Source organism: Nonomuraea sp. CA-141351 (assembly GCF_050944675.1).
GTDB lineage: Bacteria > Actinomycetota > Actinomycetes > Streptosporangiales > Streptosporangiaceae > Nonomuraea.
Genome location: NZ_CP191983.1, coordinates 23,106 through 40,100, shown reverse-complemented (window position 1 = coordinate 40,100; position 16,995 = coordinate 23,106). Strand labels below are relative to the sequence as shown.

The 16,995-nt window shown below is 70.1% G+C and carries 28 protein-coding genes; 24 read left to right on the top strand and 4 right to left on the bottom strand.

Translation table 11 applies throughout. The annotated features are described in order from the left end of the window. Positions 1-212 precede the first annotated feature (212 nt). The 3 genes from ACQPWU_RS60390 to ACQPWU_RS60380 form a co-directional block, all read right to left on the bottom strand. Complete coding sequence (locus ACQPWU_RS60390; protein ID WP_433445696.1) at positions 213-1,637, bottom strand: tyrosine-type recombinase/integrase; 1,425 nt, start codon at positions 1,635-1,637, stop codon at positions 213-215. 190 nt (positions 1,638-1,827) lie between these two features. Beyond that, complete coding sequence (locus ACQPWU_RS60385) at positions 1,828-1,983, bottom strand: hypothetical protein (protein WP_433445695.1); 156 nt, start codon at positions 1,981-1,983, stop codon at positions 1,828-1,830. A 113-nt stretch (positions 1,984-2,096) separates the two neighbouring features. Then, positions 2,097-2,534 (bottom strand): hypothetical protein, encoded by a 438-nt coding sequence (locus ACQPWU_RS60380; protein WP_433445693.1) that lies wholly within the window; start codon positions 2,532-2,534, stop codon positions 2,097-2,099. Positions 2,535-2,739: 205 nt separating this feature from the next. On the opposite strand from ACQPWU_RS60380, the gene ACQPWU_RS60375 reads away from it, so the two are divergent. From ACQPWU_RS60375 to ACQPWU_RS60305, 15 genes are all read left to right on the top strand, one after another. Continuing rightward, the gene (locus ACQPWU_RS60375; protein WP_433445692.1) at positions 2,740-3,009 is read left to right on the top strand and encodes a helix-turn-helix domain-containing protein; all 270 of its coding nucleotides are present in this window, start codon (positions 2,740-2,742) and stop codon (positions 3,007-3,009) included. Positions 3,010-3,079: 70 nt separating this feature from the next. Beyond that, a complete protein-coding gene (locus ACQPWU_RS60370) occupies positions 3,080-3,334 on the top strand; it encodes a hypothetical protein (RefSeq protein ID WP_433445690.1) in 255 nt (84 codons plus the stop codon). After that, positions 3,327-3,713, top strand: coding sequence for a hypothetical protein (locus ACQPWU_RS60365; protein ID WP_433445688.1), 387 nt, complete (start codon positions 3,327-3,329; stop codon positions 3,711-3,713). The genes ACQPWU_RS60370 and ACQPWU_RS60365 overlap by 8 nt, the downstream gene beginning before the upstream one ends. Continuing rightward, positions 3,710-4,072, top strand: a complete 363-nt coding sequence (locus ACQPWU_RS60360) for a hypothetical protein (protein WP_433445686.1) — start codon at positions 3,710-3,712, stop codon at positions 4,070-4,072. The genes ACQPWU_RS60365 and ACQPWU_RS60360 overlap by 4 nt, the downstream gene beginning before the upstream one ends. Continuing rightward, positions 4,069-4,458 carry a hypothetical protein gene (locus ACQPWU_RS60355; RefSeq protein WP_433445684.1) on the top strand — a complete coding sequence of 130 codons (390 nt, stop codon included), beginning with the start codon at positions 4,069-4,071 and terminating at the stop codon, positions 4,456-4,458. The genes ACQPWU_RS60360 and ACQPWU_RS60355 overlap by 4 nt, the downstream gene beginning before the upstream one ends. Before the next feature lie 139 nt (positions 4,459-4,597). Beyond that, complete coding sequence (locus ACQPWU_RS60350; protein ID WP_433445683.1) at positions 4,598-4,813, top strand: hypothetical protein; 216 nt, start codon at positions 4,598-4,600, stop codon at positions 4,811-4,813. Continuing rightward, positions 4,810-5,013: a hypothetical protein gene (locus ACQPWU_RS60345; RefSeq protein ID WP_433445681.1), complete on the top strand. Its 204-nt coding sequence runs from the start codon at positions 4,810-4,812 to the stop codon at positions 5,011-5,013. Before ACQPWU_RS60350 ends, ACQPWU_RS60345 begins: the two co-directional genes overlap by 4 nt. An 80-nt stretch (positions 5,014-5,093) precedes the next feature. Further along, entirely contained in the window at positions 5,094-5,987 is an 894-nt protein-coding gene (locus tag ACQPWU_RS60340; RefSeq protein WP_433445680.1) for a hypothetical protein, read from the top strand. Further along, positions 5,984-6,217, top strand: coding sequence for a hypothetical protein (locus ACQPWU_RS60335; protein ID WP_433445678.1), 234 nt, complete (start codon positions 5,984-5,986; stop codon positions 6,215-6,217). Before ACQPWU_RS60340 ends, ACQPWU_RS60335 begins: the two co-directional genes overlap by 4 nt. 3 nt (positions 6,218-6,220) lie before the next feature. Further along, positions 6,221-6,559: a hypothetical protein gene (locus ACQPWU_RS60330; RefSeq protein WP_433445676.1), complete on the top strand. Its 339-nt coding sequence runs from the start codon at positions 6,221-6,223 to the stop codon at positions 6,557-6,559. Between the two features lie 11 nt (positions 6,560-6,570). Beyond that, on the top strand, positions 6,571-6,783 hold the full coding sequence (locus ACQPWU_RS60325; RefSeq protein WP_433445675.1) for a hypothetical protein: 213 nt from the start codon (positions 6,571-6,573) through the stop codon (positions 6,781-6,783). Next, a complete protein-coding gene (locus tag ACQPWU_RS60320) occupies positions 6,780-7,553 on the top strand; it encodes a hypothetical protein (protein WP_433445673.1) in 774 nt (257 codons plus the stop codon). The genes ACQPWU_RS60325 and ACQPWU_RS60320 overlap by 4 nt, the downstream gene beginning before the upstream one ends. Further along, complete coding sequence (locus ACQPWU_RS60315) at positions 7,550-7,816, top strand: hypothetical protein (protein ID WP_433445671.1); 267 nt, start codon at positions 7,550-7,552, stop codon at positions 7,814-7,816. The genes ACQPWU_RS60320 and ACQPWU_RS60315 overlap by 4 nt, the downstream gene beginning before the upstream one ends. 154 nt (positions 7,817-7,970) lie before the next feature. After that, positions 7,971-8,345, top strand: coding sequence for a hypothetical protein (locus tag ACQPWU_RS60310; protein ID WP_433445670.1), 375 nt, complete (start codon positions 7,971-7,973; stop codon positions 8,343-8,345). A 191-nt stretch (positions 8,346-8,536) separates the two neighbouring features. Next, entirely contained in the window at positions 8,537-8,950 is a 414-nt protein-coding gene (locus ACQPWU_RS60305) for a helix-turn-helix transcriptional regulator (protein WP_433445668.1), read from the top strand. A gap of 310 nt (positions 8,951-9,260) precedes the next feature. On the opposite strand, the gene ACQPWU_RS60300 is transcribed toward ACQPWU_RS60305, so the two are convergent. Beyond that, positions 9,261-9,737 (bottom strand): hypothetical protein, encoded by a 477-nt coding sequence (locus ACQPWU_RS60300; RefSeq protein ID WP_433445667.1) that lies wholly within the window; start codon positions 9,735-9,737, stop codon positions 9,261-9,263. Between the two features lie 63 nt (positions 9,738-9,800). Here ACQPWU_RS60300 and ACQPWU_RS60295 point away from each other — a divergent pair, with 63 nt between their 5' ends. The 9 genes from ACQPWU_RS60295 (at position 9,801) to ACQPWU_RS60255 (ending at position 16,988) form a co-directional block, all read left to right on the top strand. Continuing rightward, the gene (locus ACQPWU_RS60295) at positions 9,801-10,151 is read left to right on the top strand and encodes a hypothetical protein (protein WP_433445666.1); all 351 of its coding nucleotides are present in this window, start codon (positions 9,801-9,803) and stop codon (positions 10,149-10,151) included. After that, a complete protein-coding gene (locus ACQPWU_RS60290) occupies positions 10,129-10,404 on the top strand; it encodes an HNH endonuclease (protein WP_433445665.1) in 276 nt (91 codons plus the stop codon). The genes ACQPWU_RS60295 and ACQPWU_RS60290 overlap by 23 nt, the downstream gene beginning before the upstream one ends. A 3-nt stretch (positions 10,405-10,407) precedes the next feature. Further along, positions 10,408-10,902, top strand: a complete 495-nt coding sequence (locus ACQPWU_RS60285) for a hypothetical protein (RefSeq protein WP_433445663.1) — start codon at positions 10,408-10,410, stop codon at positions 10,900-10,902. 222 nt (positions 10,903-11,124) lie between these two features. Further along, positions 11,125-11,559 (top strand): terminase small subunit, encoded by a 435-nt coding sequence (locus ACQPWU_RS60280; RefSeq protein WP_433445662.1) that lies wholly within the window; start codon positions 11,125-11,127, stop codon positions 11,557-11,559. Continuing rightward, complete coding sequence (locus ACQPWU_RS60275) at positions 11,516-13,096, top strand: hypothetical protein (protein ID WP_433445660.1); 1,581 nt, start codon at positions 11,516-11,518, stop codon at positions 13,094-13,096. Before ACQPWU_RS60280 ends, ACQPWU_RS60275 begins: the two co-directional genes overlap by 44 nt. Further along, positions 13,093-13,281, top strand: coding sequence for a hypothetical protein (locus tag ACQPWU_RS60270; protein ID WP_433445659.1), 189 nt, complete (start codon positions 13,093-13,095; stop codon positions 13,279-13,281). The genes ACQPWU_RS60275 and ACQPWU_RS60270 overlap by 4 nt, the downstream gene beginning before the upstream one ends. After that, positions 13,278-14,672 carry a phage portal protein gene (locus tag ACQPWU_RS60265; RefSeq protein WP_433445657.1) on the top strand — a complete coding sequence of 465 codons (1,395 nt, stop codon included), beginning with the start codon at positions 13,278-13,280 and terminating at the stop codon, positions 14,670-14,672. Before ACQPWU_RS60270 ends, ACQPWU_RS60265 begins: the two co-directional genes overlap by 4 nt. After that, a complete protein-coding gene (locus ACQPWU_RS60260; protein WP_433445655.1) occupies positions 14,669-15,457 on the top strand; it encodes an HK97 family phage prohead protease in 789 nt (262 codons plus the stop codon). The genes ACQPWU_RS60265 and ACQPWU_RS60260 overlap by 4 nt, the downstream gene beginning before the upstream one ends. Further along, positions 15,438-16,988, top strand: a complete 1,551-nt coding sequence (locus ACQPWU_RS60255; protein WP_433445654.1) for a phage major capsid protein — start codon at positions 15,438-15,440, stop codon at positions 16,986-16,988. Before ACQPWU_RS60260 ends, ACQPWU_RS60255 begins: the two co-directional genes overlap by 20 nt. Positions 16,989-16,995 lie beyond the last annotated feature (7 nt).

Here is a 16,995-nt window from a genome sequence, read left to right as displayed (position 1 = left end):
GGGTGCTGCTGCCTCAGCAAGATCGTTTGGGACACGGATGGGACATGATCTTGATGTGGCTGTGGTCGCGAAAAGTCGCGAAGATCCGCAACGGGTCCCGAAAGGGCTGGTAGACCGCAAGTCGCGATCACGGGCCGCAGGTGAACGGGTGTGCGAATCGTTCCTGATAAGGAAGAGGTCCCAGGTTCAAGTCCTGGTAGCCCCACCACAGCTCAGAGGCCCTTTCCCGAGATCTTGGGAAGGGGCCTTTCGTCGTTCGGGGACACGGCGGGGACATGATCTTCGTCTCGTGTCCCCGCGGCCGCCTGCCGAGCCCGCCAGACGGCGATCAACTCATCCAGGACGGCCACAGGAGAGGCAGGCCCGTCCGTAGGGCGCTCGGCCGCCAGCTCGCCCACGGCGGCCCACAGGCGCCGCTCCAGGGCGTCGCAGATTTGCCGCTCCATCTCATCCGAGACGTGCGTGTAGATCGTCTCGATGGACTCCATCCGCTTGGTCTTGTGACCCATGCGCCGGTTGATCGCCTTCTGCGCCACCTGCTCCTCCCCCAGCCACGTCTCTTGGCTGTGCCGGAGATCATGCGGCGTGAGGCCCTCGCAGAGCGCGTGCCAGCGCGTGCCATCGTGGACCACCGGCCGGGCCGGGCGTGCCGCCTTGCCTCCCGTGGCCGGGTGCTCCCCATCCACGACCGGCCGCCAGATGTCCCGGCCGAAGTTGCTCCGGCGGAAGTGGCCGAGCTTCGGCCCCAGGAACAGGTACTGACGGCCGCCCTCGCACACCGGCAACGGGTTGTCGAGGTCCTTGTGCCACCGCGGCTGCTCGCCCTGGCACAGACAGGTCCGCTTCCTGGCCCGCTCGATCTGGCGGGCCAGGAGGTCGCCGAGGAACGGCGGCAGCGTGGCCTCCCGCCGTCGCTTGCCCTTCGGCAAATCCCGGAGGAACGCGCCCTTGACCTCCTTCAGCTGCCAGAAAATTTGGACCTTGCGGAACAGGCAGTGGTCGACGTCGAGCGCGAGCAGCTCGCCCCACCGCATCCCGGTGAACGCCTTGAGCACCACGGCGATGAATTCGTCCTCGCGGCCGGTCCAGATCGCCGCGCGCTCGGCGATCCGCAGGACGACCACCGGCGTCGTCCACAACGACTCGGCCGCCTCGACGGCCTCCTGCAGCTTGCCCCGCCGGCGTCCCTTCTTCATCGCCGGGTTGCTGCCGATCTTCTTGTTGAGGACGGCGTCCTCGAGGATCGTGTGCAGCCGGGTGTGGGCGGTGTTGGCCGTGCTGTCCTTGTGCTTGCGCCGCAGCTGCTTCTGCCACTTGTCGTGCAGGAGCGGCGTGAGCTCGTTCAACGTCTTCCCGCCGAGATACGGCTTGATCAGCAGGCGGATGGCGTACTCGTAGTTGACCATCGTGGTGATGTCGAGGTCTTGGGCGTCGTACCACTCATCGCACCACTCGGCCAGAGTCATCTCGCCGGCCTTCGGGTCGATCCACGTACCGGCCCGAACCTTCGCCTCCTGATCGCGCCCCCAGTCGAGCGCGTCCTGCTTCGTGGCGAATCCCGGTTCCCAGACCCACTCGCCATCGCCGTTCTTCCACTTCACGCGCCAGGTCTTGCCGCGCTTCTCCGCGCTGGCCATCAGGCGTGACCTCCGGCCTGGCGCGCGTAGTCCAGCGCCTCCTGGCGGGTGCGGAAACCGCCGACGCTCTTACGCTGGCCGTTGGGGGCTGGGGTTGTCCATCGCGCGCTCCACGTGCGGGCACGCTTCTCCGCGTAAGCCACTCGGGCCTCCAGGGTGAGTCGTCCTGAGCCCGAGTGGCAAATCGTCGTTATTCGACGCCGGAAGTTACTAAGGAGTAATCGCGGCGCACGTAGACGACTCGCCAAGTGCCGCCCTCGACGATGAAACGAGGGCAGTCCTCGGGCAATTCATCACAGATCACGACCACAACTTCGTCGTTGTGGCCGCTTTTCACATCCGCCATTCGGACAACTCCATTGCAGTGGGATTCCCAGCCCGCTGCCGTGCAGGGTGATATTCCTGCACACAAACCGGCGTTTGTGGACTGTTCCAACCGGAAATTGTCCGAAGCGTTATTTAGTCGGCCTCGTTGGACATCTCGCTGATGGCCTGCTCAAGCAACTTCTGCAGGACCTGGAGCTTGTCCTTAGGAGGGGCGTCCCACGCTGCGAACGTCTCGACGACCGCTCGGACATCGGGACGTCCGGTCTCGATCGGGACGCGACGCACGGCCGACGTGTCGTCGGCAGCTGCGGGCGAGGTGGATGCGGTCTCGCCGCGGACGATACGCATGGCCTCGCCGGCGGGCCAATGTAGGCCTTTCTCCAGCTTTCGCAGCGTGCTGCGGGAGTAGGAGTAGCGGGCGGCGCTCTCGATGAGGGACAGCGTCGCGGGCGACGGGCCGCCCTTCCCGGAGACTTCGGTCTGAGTGACGTCCAGCTCGTCACGACGATCCCGCACAGCCTGTGCGAGGCGCTTAACCGCGTCCTCGGGCCATGCCTCCGTCTCGTCCATGCCTTCGCCTCCGGCGCCGTGCGCCTGCTCCGGCTACCGCCGCATCGGTAGCGCTTCCGAAATGATGACCGCTTCACCACCTTCGTGTCCATCGTTTCACGCCTCCTGAGGTCTTTTCGCGACCGTTCGCGACTGATTAGAGCACACAACGTCTTTTCAGGTCTAGATACTTGTTTTTGGGTCTGATCAGACCTAGATTCGAGACATGGACGAGAGCACGACTTCCGACATCGACCCCGGCGTCGACGCCGAGCCCTCCGCTGACCAGGTGCTTCTCACGCCTGAACAGGCGGCGGCGCTGCTCAACCTGAACCCGCTGTTCCTCAAGCGGCAGGCGCGGGCCGGGAGGTTCCCCCACTGGCGGACCGGCAAGCTCTACCGCTTCACGAGGGAGCACATTGCGGAGATCGCCCGTCTTGGCTCGCGTACGGCAACCACCGCGGCGGGGCGTGCGCCCGGCCGCCGGTCGCGATAGCGCCACCAGTTCCATCCGCCGGCGACGCCAGCGGCTTCCCCACCCCATTTCCCCAGTCCAGGAGGACCCTGTGACGACCAACGGACGGTACAGCAAGGGCCACAAGGGCGGCCACGCCCGCGCCACCCTCGCTCAGAAGACGTACGACCAAGCGCAGGCCGAAGGCCTCACCCGCATCCACATCATCGGAACCCCCTCCGACGTCGACGCCGCGTTCGCCCGCCTCGCGCACGTGCTCAACGTCGTGACCCGGTCGAAGCAGATCCCCCGGCGTGAGGAAGAGGGCCAGGTCACCATCTACCTCACGGTGCGGGTCGATGACTGACATCGCCGCCGACGTCGCCGCCTTCGACCGCCGCGGTCGGGACAAGGGTGCCACCGAGGTCCGGGCGCTGTGGGAAGGGCCGGAGACCGGCCCCAAGCTGACGCTGCCCGAGTCCAAGGTCGATGCGATCCTCGCGCTCCTGCGGACCTTCACGGTCTACACCGCCACCGACAGAGGCGAGCCCTTCATCGCGGTCTGCGACGACGTCCGGGAGTACCTGTGCCGCGAGCTCGGGGCGGCACAGGACCGCGCCGACAAGACCCGTAAAAAGCGAAACCCCGCCGCGACCACGACGGGGTTCCGCATCGATCCCGCTGCGACTGATCAGAGGACCAACAACATGAAGCACTCTACCCAGCTCGGAGGGGGTGCGTCATGACGCAGCCGCCCGCCGATGCCTACCCCGTCGCGGTGCACGCTGCCGACCGGCGCGTCACCCCGGACTCCGTCCGGCTCGAATCCACGCCAGAGGCGCTCATGCTCTGGATCGGCGACACCATGATCAGCGTCCCCCTGAACGGCGACGACACCAAGCTTCAGGCAGCGCTGAACCTCGCATGGCACACGCGCGAGGTGGTCGAGCGGTTCGGCGCCCAGGTACGCGCGCAGCTCGACGACCGGGCGCGGGCCCGCGCGAACGAGGCCACCGCCGCGGCGATCCGCGCTGTGGAGAACCCGGCCCGGCCGTACGTTCCGGCGGCGGCCGAGGATGCACCCGCCCCCGGAGCTCCAGCGTGACGCTCGACCTGATGGCCGCGGCCGCGATCGTCGGGACCCTGCTCCTACTGCGGGGCCCGGCGATCCGGCTGCTCCACGTTCGCTCCCGGAGCGAATGCGCGACGCCTCTGCAGGGCGTCCCACGGCCGCGCCCCGACGCGCCCGAGGACGAGCTGCTCGCCGCACTGCATGACGAGCTCTGGCCTAACCACGAATGGATGGCCATGGAGCTGGACGGGTGCCCGCGCCCTCAGCTCGACGGCTACTCCACCGAGGCGGCCGCCCGCGCGGCTGACACGCGGCCGTACGCCCTCCCACGCCGCTGTGCGTGCGGGCAGTGGCACGTGTACCTCAGACGGCGTCGCCACTGGCGCGCACCGGCGGCCCGCCGGGGGCGTCGCCGGTGACCCGCCATGACGCCGGACCCGGGCCGCGGGCCGTCTGCTGCGGGGCGCTCGCGGCCCTGGCCGCGCTGGGCGGGCTCGCCGTCGGCCTCGGCTCCGCCAGCACCACCGATCATCCGCCGTGCCGAAGGAGGAGTAGGAGATGACCTGGATCGGAGCAGTCACCTGGACTGACACTCGCATCATCGGCCCGGGCAACCGCCTTGGAACGGTGACGGATACGGGCGTCCAGCGCGGCCAGCATGTCCTGTACGTCTGGTGGGACGAGCCGCGGCCCGGGGCGCCGGCCGACGGCGCCGACCAGATATGGCGCGACACGGTGCGTGCCTGCGACGTCGTGCGGCTGCGTCCCGCATGACGCCTGCTGAGCTTTGGGCCGCACTCAACGCGCGTAGGCGGGAGTGCGGCCTGCTGCTGTGGCAGGTCGCGCTGCAACTCGACGTCGGCGAGGACGCCGTACACCGGCTGCGCTCCGGTTCGGCAGGTCCTGAGATGCGTCGCCGCGTCATGGCGTGGCTGGAGGCCCGCGAGGCGCGGCCGCCACCCGACAGCGCCTAGCGAGTCGATCCCATACAACCCCCGGGGAAGAAGGCGAGATGGCGGCGGGCGACCGGATTCTGTTCGAATGGTTGAGGGTGGTGAGGCGGGCAGATCTTTCGTTCGGCGAGGGCAAGAAGAAGGTCAGCGCGGGCGTCGTGCAGCACATCGCGGTGATCGCCGCGACGTACGGGAATCCGGACGGCACGAGGGTGCGGCCGAGCGAGGCGCGCCTGGCCCGGGTGTGCCGCCGGGACGTCAAGACGGTCCGCGACTGCCTCAAGCGGCTCCGCGAAGTGGGGCTCATGGTGCGGGTGTTCGAGGGGTCGTCTGCCGGCCGCGGAGGCCTGGCAGACGAGTACGAACTGGCGATCCCGGATGATCTCGGCGACCGGGTGCCGATGCTCGACCCGGACGAGCGGCAACTGGTCATGCCGGAGGGCGTCGAGGCACCGCCAGCGAAGTCTCGCGGCCGGAGAACACCGGGTGCAGCACCCGCTGATCCGGCTGTGGATATCCCGGTATCTCCGGGTGCAGCACCTGGAGATACCGGGATACCAGCAAGTAATGACCGGGTGCTGCCCCCCGGAACACCGGGTGCTGCCCCCCAGATCACCGGGTGCAGCACCCGGCCACCTACACAGCACCTCCCACACACCTCCCATCACGCGCATACATCTCCGTACGGCGCTGAGGTGGAAGGGGGGAAGGCGGGCCGCCGCGAGCCTTCGGCCAGGGATCGCAAGGGAGTCGGGAGGGGCTACCAGCCGCCGCTGCTTCTCACCGTCCCGTCAACGCCCGGGGCCGGACCCGACACGGCAGAACCAGACCCGTCCGCCTACGAGGCGGCCGTGGCCGCACTCGCCCGCCTACCCGACCTCGGCACCACGCTCATCGCCGCCGCCCGCGCCGAGCTCGGCGAATGCACCGGCTACGCGCGGCTCGTCATCCGCGCTCACCAGATCCTCGACAACCACCGCAGGGAGGTCTCATGAACCGACGCCAGGCCGCCTACGAGCAGACGCTGCAGCTGCTGCACCGGGTCCACGCCCGATGCTGCCCGTGCCCAGCCTCGACGCCGGAGTGGACGGCCAGGGTGACGCCCAAGCATGGCAAGGCCCTGGCCGTCGCCGTGGTGCTGACCCTCAACAGCCCCGCCGCCGAGCGCCGCCGCCGGTTCTACCGGCACCGGCAGCGCGCCCGGGCCCGCCGGCAGAAGAGGTGACAGATGCTCAAGCTCAGCGACATCCGCGCCTGCGGCCGCTGCGGTGCCGATGTTCGGTGGACGACCACGATGGCCGGCGCCCGGCTCCTGGTCGACGCCGAGCCGAATCCGGACGGGAACACCGCCGTCTGGACCGAGGCGACCGGCACCGTACGGTCCCGCCGCATCAGCGCCGAGATGCCGGCGCGGCCGTGGGAGCGGGTCATGATGCCGCACGTCGCAACCTGCCAGGGCGCAGCCCGCCAGGAGCCCCTGCCGATCCCGACGCCGCATCCAGCGCCGATCCCCGACCCGCCGAACGTGATCCGTCTCGACCGCTACCGCGGCCGCCGCAAGACCTAGGAGAAACCCAGATGGACCAGAGGCCGCTCGTCGTCACCGTGCACGATCCCGCTACCGGAGAGACCGCGACACGAGAGGTGCAGCCCGGCGACTACACGGTGGTCGCCTGCGAGCCGTGCTTCATCTACCACACGGCCGTGTACCCCAAGGCGGGCACGCACGTGATCACGGTGAAGGGATGGAAGCCGGCGGACGACCGCGAGCTTGCTCGGGGTCGCCTGTGACGCTCGCCGAGCGTGCGATCGCGGATCTCCGGTGGGCGGCCGCCTACTGGCCGGACCTGTACGGCCAGCGCCTGCCTGGCGCGACGCCTGTGCCGTTTCGGCGGCCGCGGCTGACGGCCGAGGAACGCGACGAGCGCGACCATGAGGCGTTCCTGGAGCGCGTCGACCGGACCGGCGACGCGATCGGGGCCAGCCCCGCGCCCGTGCGCGTGCCGGTGCTCGACATCATCACGGACCTGCTGGCTGACATCGTGTGGCTGGCGGACGAGCTCGGCCTGGCGCTCGCCTGCCCAATCCTGTCGCCGCCGAGCACTGGTCTCGCCGACGCGCGGCCGTGGCTCGCGTACGCACTCGCGCGCCTGGCCGAGCCGGGCGTCAGCTACGAGCTCGCGCTGTGGGCGTACGAGCAGACCCGCGCCCTGGTGGCCACGATCGCACGAGCCCTGGCCCTGACCTTCGACGGCCAGGCCCTCGACGTCGTCTGCCCGTGGTGCCGGGGCATCACACCAGAGACACCGGCGGGCGGTGCGATGACGTGGCGGGTGCGCGACCTGCTGGCCCGCCACGATTGCGTGCATGGCCAGCCTGACCGGCGCTTCTGCCACGAGTGCCCGCAGCAGGTCGTGATCGTGTGCGAGAGCGGCTGGTGCGAGCCGCCGAGCAAGGACGTGGGCACCTGGTGGCGCGGGTGCCCCTGCTGGCCCCTGTACGAATGGGAATGGCTGGCCAAGCGCGTACGAGACAGCAGCGAAGAGAGGACGACAGGATGACCGGCAAGGACGAATGGGAGACCGGGCCCGACGCGGCCGCCTCGATCGGCGAGCCCCCGGCGCGGGTCGAGGCCCGCGTGCTGCTGCTGTACGGGCAGTTCGCCGAGATCGTCACGCCCCACCACCCGACCGATGACCCGCTGCGCGTCCCAGCGGCCGAGCTCGCCCAGCAGCTCGGCATCGAGGCCGAAGCACTTCCGGGGCGGCGCTTCACGGCGACGATCGTGGACGATCAGGTGCGCGATGCGGAGCTGATCGGCTGATCAATCCAGAGCGGGCCGACCACTGAATCGGTCCGCTCTTTCTTCGCTCTGTATCTTGCAAATCACCGTTCTAATCATGTAAATTAAGGGGTGTCGGAAGGGGATGGCAGCCCCGACCGGCGCAGATTGATAACTCCACAGAGAGGGGTCAGCAATGGCTGACACACCGGAACAGCAGATCCACGAGATGGCCGAGGCCATCGCGATCGCGCTGGACCACCTGCGGGCAGTCGCCCGCCTGCTCCCCATCCCGATCGACCTCCCCATCCCGGGGACCGACACTCCCCCGAAGGAGTTCGTCGGCTCGATCGAGAGGATGCGAACCCTGGTCGAAAGTGAGCCCATCACGGAAGACCTGAAGGCCCACCTCGACCAGGCCACCCTCTGCATCCTCACCGCGATCGACATCATCCAGATCGCGCTCGCGGAAGGGATCGAATGGCGATACGAGGCCGTGCACATGATCTGCACGACAGCGGTCGTCGCGAGTAGCCTCACCGCCGCCATCCTGGAGCGGCACGAGAGGTAGTCACCACCGGCCCCGGGCAGCCAGCCCGGGGCCGGGCCCCTCGACCGTGGAGAATCTGCCCTGCCACCGGTGGCGGGCGCGGGCCCGCCGCCACGAAACGTTGAGGGCCTGGCAGGGAGGGCCGAAGCCCAATTGGCAGCCCTGCCAGGCCCGCAGATTGACCATCCACTCACAGAGAGGACGACACGGCCATGGTAACGCCAGAACGCCTGATCGCTCCCGAGATCGCCGCCCGATACGGCCGGGCCCTGGCCACCGTGAAGGACGTCTGGCGCAAGCACCCCGACTGGCCGCCCGCGCTCGGGCGGCGCGGCCGCTGGGCCGAGTACGACGCGGCCGCCGTCGACCAGCTCGTGCGCCGCGCCTTCCTGCGTGAGGTGCCCCCGGCTGAGGGGGACTCCGACGACCTCCTGACGATCGCCGACATCGTCAGCTATACCGGCCTGAAGCGCGGCACCGTCGACGCCGACATCTCGCGCGGCCGCATCCCACCGCCGGACGACACCAAGCACGGCGTGAAGCGGTGGCAACGCGCCACCATCGACGCCGTCATGAAGAACCGTCGCGGCTACCGCAGGACCCGCGACACCCAGCCGCCCGCTTGACGATCACGTTATCCACAGGCATCCTGACCTCGGGCGATGACGCATGCCCGAACAGGACTCCCAAACAGGGGGAACGCGCAGGGAAGGGTAGACCAGCCCCGGCCCGTGGCCGCAGCGCTGGCGAGCTCCCGCAAGCTCCGAGAGCGGGCCCTGTTCCCCCGCCCACGATGAGTAAGACCCCGACGCCGTGCCACGGTTGGGCGTCGGGCCCCACAGACCCGCCTCGCGGGATTCCCGGGTGAGGGGAATGAGGGCCGGGCGGAGGGGAACCGCTCGGCCCAGCCCCAGGCCCGTGGACTGAACCGCCACCTCAGCGTTCCCCAAGCACCAGCTCGACCGGGAGACTCATCTGCGCGGCGCTGTACTTCGACAGGCCGCGATGCGACACCTCGACCCCGTAGAAGTCGGCCCCGGGGGCCACCGCCAGCGCCCACCGGAAGACGCACCCCTCCTCCACATGCACTCCGCTGCCCAGCTTCCCCACCCCGATCGTCTTGCCCGCTGCGTCGGTGACCACCACCTGTGCGCCCTGGCGGATGTCCGCGTACTCGCCTTTGCCGGAGCAGGCGGGATGGTCGCCGTACTCGACCTGGCCCGGCCAGGTCTTCAGGACAACCCTGCCGCTCACATCGAGCAAGGTCGGAGGCGGCGCAACCTGGGCCGGAGACGCCTGAACCGGTGGCGCCGGAGGATCGGCCTCGGTCCCAGGCGAGATGACGATGAACACAGCGGCAACCGCCGCTAACACGGCGAACGCCACCCCGGCCACGATCAGCACCTTCGTCATGCGGGCATCCTGCACCGCTCCACACCGCCGACACCAGGCCCAAGTCACGGAGAGGTGATTGGCATGCTGGACGTCGCCAGCCCCCGAGTGATCTACGACGTGCACGCTCGGTCTTGGGCGCACGTCGTAGCAGATCCCCAGCGCTACAGGCAGCTGCTCGCCTGGGTACGTCGGCAGGGGCTCCACCCTGAGAAGATCTACAGGCTCGAGGTCTACTCAACCTCGGCTCTGGTCTTCGAGCACAAGTTCGACGAGCAGGGCCGCAGGTACTGCGACGTCGACCACGACCACGGCGCGAAGGTCGGCGCGTGCCACCTTGCCAAGCGCACGCCCTACAGCGTGACCATCAACAGCCAGCCAGAGCAGGAGCCCTGCGCACACCCGGACCCCGATGGCCCGCAGCAAGGGACGTAGCGGGCGACCGTGGCGCCGGGTACGAGCTCAGGTCCTGGCCGCCTCCCGCATCTGCTGGCTCTGCGGTCACGACGGCGCCGACACCGTCGACCACGTGATCCCGCTCAGCCTCGGCGGCGACCCGCTCGACCTGGCCAACCTGAGGGCGGCGCACGGCGTGCGGGGCTGCCCGACCTGCGGGCGCAAGTGCAACTCGGCCCGGGGCAACCGTATGACCACCGGCCCCGCCCCGCTGCAGTCCCGTGCCTGGTGACGCGTGCTGTACGTCGTGACCGGCCCGCCTGCAGGGGGCAAGTCAACATGGGTCCGGGGGCGAGCTGGACCGGGCGACGTCGTAGTGGACTACGACCTGATCGCGGGGGCCTTATCGGGGCCACGATCGGGGAACCCCTGGGCCCACCCCGAGCCCGTACGCACCATCGCGCACCGAGCTCGCACCGCCGCCGTACGCGAGGCGCTGCGTCACGTGGACGACGTCGACGTCTACATCATCCACGCGCAGCCCACCCCCGACTGGCTGGCCACCTACACCCAGCACGGTGCGCAGATCGTCACCCTCGACCCAGGTCGTGACGTGGTCATGGCCAGGATCGCGGCCGAGCGCCCGGCCTCGGCGCGTGCGATCGCAGCACGCTGGTACAACCAGGCGGCACGCACACCGGGCAGGCCGGGCCCGACGACCGCCCGCCAGGGTGCACCCGCCCCTGACCCCCTGCATGCCCCACCACCCAGGTCCTCCCGTACGTGGTGACCAAGCCTCACAGCCTCGAACGCGTCGAACCGTTGCTGCTCGACACGTGCTCACGCAGCGACTGCGACACCACGCCGAGCACGGTATCGCCGCAGGTCGGGGCACCCCCGGGGGGCCGGGTGGCGACGTCGGACCAAGATCATCGGGTGACCCGTCTGCCAGTCTCCCTTTTTCTCCCCCCGCCGCACCCCCTACCCCCCACCCGCAGGAGGTGACCCCGTCATGCCGCCTCGCCGCCGCAACCTCAAGCCCGTCCCCGCCAAGCCCGAGCGCGAGCGCGCCCCGGACCTGCGCGACGCGGTCAAGGCCACCGTCGACGCGATGGACTGGCTCGGTCCGACCGACCAGGCGATGAAGGTCTTGGCGATGCGCCAGGCCGAGGAGATCGAGCGGGCGATCGAGCGCGCCGAGGAGCTCGCTCAGGCGCGGCAGGACGCGGCCGGCACCGACGATGTGTCGATCTACAGGCGGCTGGCCGCGCTCGAGGCGATGTGCGACGTGACCAAGGCCGTGGGCTGGCTGGGCCCGCAGCTGCAGGGCGTGCTGCGCGACCTCGGCGGGACGCCGGCCGCGCGCAAGGCGATGAAGAACGACCGGCCGATCGGAGGAAGGCTTGCCCAACTCCGCGCCGGTGCTGCTGGGGAGCACGACTCCTAGGCTCTGGACACCGCCGCTGGTGACCGGCCCGCCGGGCCCGTGCGGGTGCGGGTGCGCGCTGACGCCGGCCACCAGTCGCGGGTTCTCGGCGGTCGACTTCGGCCAGGACATCATCGGCATGCGGCTGATCCCGTGGCAGCGGTGGCTGCTCATCCACGCCCACGAGCTGCGCTGGGACGGCCGCTTCCGCTTCCGTACGGTGCTGGTGCTGATTGCCCGGCAGAACGGCAAGACGACCATCGTCGAGGTCAAGAACCTCTGGAAACTCTTCGTGTTGGGCGTCGGCCTGGTCATCGGCACCGCGCAGAACCTCGACATCAGCGAGGAGTCCTGGGAGAAGGCCGTCGAGATCGTCGAGGGCACGCCCGAACTCGCCGGCGAGATTGCCCACGTCGACAGAACCAACGGCAAGAAGGCGCTACGCCTGGCCAACGGGAGCCGCTGGAAGATCGCCGCCGCCTCCCGCCGCGGCGGCCGCGGCCTGTCCGGTGACGACGTCAACCTCGACGAGCTGCGCGAGCACCAGACCTGGGACGCCTGGGGCGCGGTCACCAAGACCACCATGGCGCGGCGTGACCCGCAGATCTGGGCATTCTCCAACGCCGGCGACGACAAGTCGGTGGTGCTCAACCAGCTGCAGGAGCAGGGCCGAGCAACGGTGACGGACCCGAATGTAGATCTGACGCTGGGGCACTTCGAGTGGTCGGCGCCGGACGACGTCAAGTGCACGTGCGGCCGGCCGGACAACAAGCACACCGAGCACTGCCGGCTGCAGGACCGGCAGGCGTGGGCGCAGGCCAACCCGAGCCTGGGCTACACGATCACCGAGGACGCGATCGCCTCGGCCCTGTCGACGGACCCGGAACCGATCTTCCGCACCGAGGTGCTGTGCCAGCACGTGCCCGACCTGGCGCCGGAGTGGGCCGTCATCCCCGAGGCGAAGTGGAGGGCGGTTGCCGATCCCGCCTCCGAGCCGGTGGGCCGGGTGGTGTTCTCCATCGCCGTGAGCATGGATCGCAGCTGGGCCGCGATCGCGGTCGCGGGCCGGCGGGCCGACGGCCTGCTGCACGTCGAGGTCATCGACTACCGGCCGGGCACCCAGTGGGTCCCCAAGCGCGCCAAGGGCCTGCAGAAGAAGTGGCGGCCGGCCGCCTGGATCGTGGACGCCGGTGGGCCCGCCGGCAGCCTGATCGCCGACCTCGAGGCCGTGAAGATCAAGCAGCCGGACGGGGAGGTTGGGAAGTTGGAGCTGACCATGCCGACCTACCGCGAGGTCGGCCACGCCTACGGCCAGTTCCGCGACGCGGTCATGCCCGAGCAGGGCGAGCCCACGATCCGCGTGCTGCCCCATCCGGCGCTCGACGCGGCGGTCGCCGGCGCGGTGGACCGGCCGCTCGGTGACGCGCGGGCGTGGGACAGCAAGCTGGCCAGCGTGGACATCAGTCCGCTGAAGGGCGTGACCGAGGCGGCCTGGGGGTTCACCACCAAGGGCCACATCGCCGAGCCGGTGAAGGAGCCGCTGGTGGCAATCCGATGAAGTCGAAACTGGCGCGAGCGTGGCTCGGGTACGTCGCCGGCTGCCTTCTGATCGCGGTGGGCGTGACGATCCAGTTCGGGATCGGGTTCGGGCTGATCATCACCGGCGCCGCCGCGGCGGCCTCGTTCCTGCTGCTGGCCGACGTCGACGACGACAGCGGCGATGACTGGGAGGTGCCGCGGTGAACCTGCTGCAGCGCATGCGCCGGCGGCGCTCCATGCCGCCGCTCGCCGATGACTCCGGCTCCTTCCTGCCGTACTACGGCATGTCGCGACCGGTGAACGGCCAGGAGAAGCCGACCCCGGCCGAGTTCCTGGCGCTCGCGCAGAACGTGCTCAAGCGCAACGGCGCGATCTCGGCCCTGATGTTCGTGCGGCAGTCGGTGTTCTCCGAGGCCCGGTTCACCTTCCGCCGGCTGCATGAGGCGGGCCCGGGCGAGCTGTCGACCGGCGGCGACCTCGCCGCCCTGGAGCGGCCCTGGCCCGGCGCCACCACCCAGGATCTGCTGTCGCGGATGATCCAAGACAGCGACCTGGCGGGCAACAGCTTCTACGCCCGCCGCCCGAACGGCACGCTGAAGCGGCTGCGGCCGGACTGGGTCACCATCGTCACCGGGTCGGATGAGGAGCCCGACCTGTACGGCGACGCCCTCGACGGCGAGTTGCTCGGCTACATCTACAACCCGCGCGCGCCCGGCGCCGACGACGGCGCCGTGCTGCTGCCGGATGAGGTGGCACACTTCGCGCCCATCCCCGACCCCGAATTTCAGTTCCGCGGCATGAGCTGGATCACGCCGCTGCTGGGAGAGATCGAAGCCGACAGCGCGGCCGTCACGCACAAGCGGTCGTTCTTCCGCAACGGCGCGACCTCGCGCGTGGTCGTGTCGGTCGACGCCTCGGTGACGCCGAAGATGTTCGACCGGTTCGTGGAGAAGATGGAGGCCGCGCACGCCGGCGCGGACGTGGCCTACAAAACCATGTACCTCGGCGGCGGCGCGGACGCCAAGGCGATGTCGATGTCGATGAAGGACCTCGACTACAAGGCCGTCCAGGCGATCGGCGAAAGCCGCCTGGCGGCCGCGGCCGGTGTGCCGCCGGTCATCGTCGGCTTCTCCGAGGGCCTGGCCGGCAGCTCGCTGAACGCCGGCAACTACGCCTCCAGTCGGCGGCGGTTCGCTGATGCGACCATGCGGCCGCTGTGGCGGCGGGCCGCGGGCGTGTTGGCGCACCTGGTCGATGTGCCCGACGGCGCGGAGCTGTGGTGGAACGACCGCGACGTGGCGTTCCTGCGCGAGGACCTGGGCGACATCGCCGAGATCCAGTCCAAGAAGGCCGCCACGATCCGCACGCTGAGCGACGCCGGGTTCGAGCCCGCCAGCGTGGTCGCCGCGGTCGAGGCCGACGACCTCAACCTGTTGAAGCACTCGGGTCTCTACAGCGTGCAGCTGCTGCCGCCCGACAAGATGCGGCCCGAGCCCGGCCCGGACGGCCAGGCGCCGCCGGCCAACGACAAGCCGGACGACGGGGCGGATGCCGATGAGCGCGACGACGACCAGGCCGAGGAGGGCCAGGCATGAACTACGTCACCCGGACCTTCCCGCTGGAGGACATCGCGATCGCGCCCGGCGGGGACGGCCGCACGGTCACCGCCTACGCCGCGGTGTTCGACACCCCAGCGGAGATCCACGACCGCGACGGCCACTACATGGAGGAGATCGCCCGCACCGCGTTCGACAAGAGCCTGAACGAGCGCGGCACCCGGTACGGCGTCTTCTACAACCACGCGTCGACTCTCCACGGCACCCCGTCGGAGCGGGCCAGCGTCCCGCTCGGCACGCCGCTCGAGGTGCGCGCCGACGCCAAGGGCCTGCTGACCGTCACCCGCTACAACCGGACTCCGCTGGCCGATGAGGTGCTCGAGGCGATCCGCAACGGAGACATCACCGCGCAGTCCTTCTCCGGCCGGATGATCCAGTCCAAGCCGTCCAAGCCCGGCCGCCCGCCGTACCGAGCCGCCCGCGGCGGCGAGCTGGTGACCGTGGTCCGCAGCGAGATCGCGCTGCGCGAGTACGGCCCCACCCCCATGCCCGCTTACGAGCCCGCCGCGATCCTCGGCGTGCGTTCACTGGCCGCCGAGCTCGCCCACCTCGGCACGGCCGAGCGCGCCGAGCTCGCCCGCATACTCGCGTCCACCACCCCCGAGCAGGGGGCCGGAGACGATCCCACCACCCCCGAGCAGGGGGCCGGTACGGAGGAGTCGGAGCCCGAGCAGGGCCACCGCTCTGGTCCGGTCATGAGCCGCGCGCAGGCGCGGGCCCGCCTGATCAAGAGAGGCATCCTCCATGCACCACGACCTTCCTGACTTCCGCGGCACCCGGCCGGGCGATGTCATCGGCTACCGGCGCGACGGCCGCCCGATCTACCTGATCGCCGGCGGCGACGGCACCGTCGGCCGCCTGGCCGAGATCGACCAGCGGCTGGAGGCGATCCGTACCGAGCTGCTCACCTTCGCCGACCGCGACCTGGACGAGACCGAGACGACCCGGTTCGGCGAGCTGGAGACCGAGTTCGAGACGCTGGAGACCGAGCGCGAGCCGCTGGCCCGCCGCGCGGCCACGATCGAGCGCGTGCGCTCCACCGTCCGCACCGCGACCGCCCGCGGCCGCGGTCTGGAGCCCGGCGGCGCCGACCGCTCCCCGGCGCTGAACGTCCGGACCGACCCGTATGAGGACCTCGACCAGGTGCGCACGCGCGCCGTGGCCGCGGCCGATCTGCGCGCCCGGGCGCTGAACGCGATCGAGCAGGCCCCGGCCGACGTCGACGACGACGCCCGGGAGCGCGCCACCCGCCTGATCGAGCGCGGCGACCGGCACGGCCGCATCGCCCGGCACATGCTGCTCACCGGCAGCCCCGCCTACCAGCGAGCGTTCGAGGCGGTGCTGGGCGGCATGCAGCCCTGGCAGCTGGAGGCCGAGGAGCTGGAGGCGCTGCGGTTCGCCGACGAGCACCGGCGGGCGATCAACGAGGGCACCGGCGCAGCCGGCGCGTTCCTCGTGCCGTTCCACCTCGACCCCACGATCATGCTGACGAACGCCGGCAGCACGAACCCGTTCCGGCAGATCGCCCGCACCGAGACGATCACTACGAACGAGTGGCACGGCGTTTCCTCGGCTGGCGTGACCGCGCAGTGGCGCGCGGCCGAGGCCACGCAGGTGCCGGACAACAGCCCGACGTTCGCTCAGCCCTTCGTGCACATTCACTCGGCGGATGCCTACCTGCAGGCCTCGTTCGAGGCCACGATGGACACCAACATCGCCTCGCAGGTCGGCATGCTCCTGGCCGACGCCAAGGACAACCTGGAGGCCACGGCCTTCGCCGTCGGTACCGGCGTTAACCAGCCGTTCGGTGTGGTCACTGCGGTCGCGGCGGTCGCCGGCTCCCGCGTCACGGGCGGCGCCTCCTACGACGTCGCCGACGTCTACGCGGTCAAGGACGCCATCCCGGCGCGGTGGCGCTCGCGCGCCTCCTGGGTCGCCAACGACTCGATCTACTCGTTGACTCGCCAGTTCGCTTCCGGCACCGGCCCGCAGCACGCGTTCTGGGCCGACCTGGGCATGGACCGGCCGCCGCTGCTGCTCGGCCGCCCGGCGTATGAGTCCAGCGCGATGGACGGCACGCTCGCGGCCGCCAGCACCAACGACATCCTGCTCGCCGGCGACTTCAGCAACTACCTGATCGTCGACAGGGTCGGCATGACGGTGGCCTACGAGCCGCTCGTCAAGGGCGCCAACCAGCGGCCCACCGGCGAGGTCGGCTGGTATGCGTTCTGGCGGGTCGGCGCCAACGTGCTGATCCCGGACGCGTTCCGCGTGCTGCGCGTCGTCGTCCCGTAGCAAAGCC

Bases quoted from the DNA above. Each gene is read 5' to 3' on its own strand.
- ACQPWU_RS60385 (WP_433445695.1), bottom strand. From the start codon at position 1,983: ATGGCGGATGTGAAAAGCGGCCACAACGACGAAGTTGTGGTCGTGATC.
- ACQPWU_RS60300 (WP_433445667.1), bottom strand. From the start codon at position 9,737: ATGACGAAGGTGCTGATCGTGGCCGGGGTGGCGTTCGCCGTGTTAGCG.
- ACQPWU_RS60375 (WP_433445692.1), top strand. From the start codon at position 2,740: ATGGACGAGAGCACGACTTCCGACATCGACCCCGGCGTCGACGCCGAG.
- ACQPWU_RS60345 (WP_433445681.1), top strand. From the start codon at position 4,810: ATGACGCCTGCTGAGCTTTGGGCCGCACTCAACGCGCGTAGGCGGGAG.
- ACQPWU_RS60305 (WP_433445668.1), top strand. From the start codon at position 8,537: ATGGTAACGCCAGAACGCCTGATCGCTCCCGAGATCGCCGCCCGATAC.
- ACQPWU_RS60315 (WP_433445671.1), top strand. From the start codon at position 7,550: ATGACCGGCAAGGACGAATGGGAGACCGGGCCCGACGCGGCCGCCTCG.
- ACQPWU_RS60350 (WP_433445683.1), top strand. From the start codon at position 4,598: ATGACCTGGATCGGAGCAGTCACCTGGACTGACACTCGCATCATCGGC.
- ACQPWU_RS60390 (WP_433445696.1), bottom strand. From the start codon at position 1,637: ATGGCCAGCGCGGAGAAGCGCGGCAAGACCTGGCGCGTGAAGTGGAAG.
- ACQPWU_RS60330 (WP_433445676.1), top strand. From the start codon at position 6,221: ATGCTCAAGCTCAGCGACATCCGCGCCTGCGGCCGCTGCGGTGCCGAT.
- ACQPWU_RS60295 (WP_433445666.1), top strand. From the start codon at position 9,801: ATGCTGGACGTCGCCAGCCCCCGAGTGATCTACGACGTGCACGCTCGG.
- ACQPWU_RS60280 (WP_433445662.1), top strand. From the start codon at position 11,125: ATGCCGCCTCGCCGCCGCAACCTCAAGCCCGTCCCCGCCAAGCCCGAG.
- ACQPWU_RS60335 (WP_433445678.1), top strand. From the start codon at position 5,984: ATGAACCGACGCCAGGCCGCCTACGAGCAGACGCTGCAGCTGCTGCAC.
- ACQPWU_RS60270 (WP_433445659.1), top strand. From the start codon at position 13,093: ATGAAGTCGAAACTGGCGCGAGCGTGGCTCGGGTACGTCGCCGGCTGC.
- ACQPWU_RS60325 (WP_433445675.1), top strand. From the start codon at position 6,571: ATGGACCAGAGGCCGCTCGTCGTCACCGTGCACGATCCCGCTACCGGA.
- ACQPWU_RS60310 (WP_433445670.1), top strand. From the start codon at position 7,971: ATGGCTGACACACCGGAACAGCAGATCCACGAGATGGCCGAGGCCATC.
- ACQPWU_RS60290 (WP_433445665.1), top strand. From the start codon at position 10,129: ATGGCCCGCAGCAAGGGACGTAGCGGGCGACCGTGGCGCCGGGTACGA.
- ACQPWU_RS60360 (WP_433445686.1), top strand. From the start codon at position 3,710: ATGACGCAGCCGCCCGCCGATGCCTACCCCGTCGCGGTGCACGCTGCC.
- ACQPWU_RS60255 (WP_433445654.1), top strand. From the start codon at position 15,438: ATGCACCACGACCTTCCTGACTTCCGCGGCACCCGGCCGGGCGATGTC.
- ACQPWU_RS60365 (WP_433445688.1), top strand. From the start codon at position 3,327: ATGACTGACATCGCCGCCGACGTCGCCGCCTTCGACCGCCGCGGTCGG.
- ACQPWU_RS60260 (WP_433445655.1), top strand. From the start codon at position 14,669: ATGAACTACGTCACCCGGACCTTCCCGCTGGAGGACATCGCGATCGCG.
- ACQPWU_RS60380 (WP_433445693.1), bottom strand. From the start codon at position 2,534: ATGGACGAGACGGAGGCATGGCCCGAGGACGCGGTTAAGCGCCTCGCA.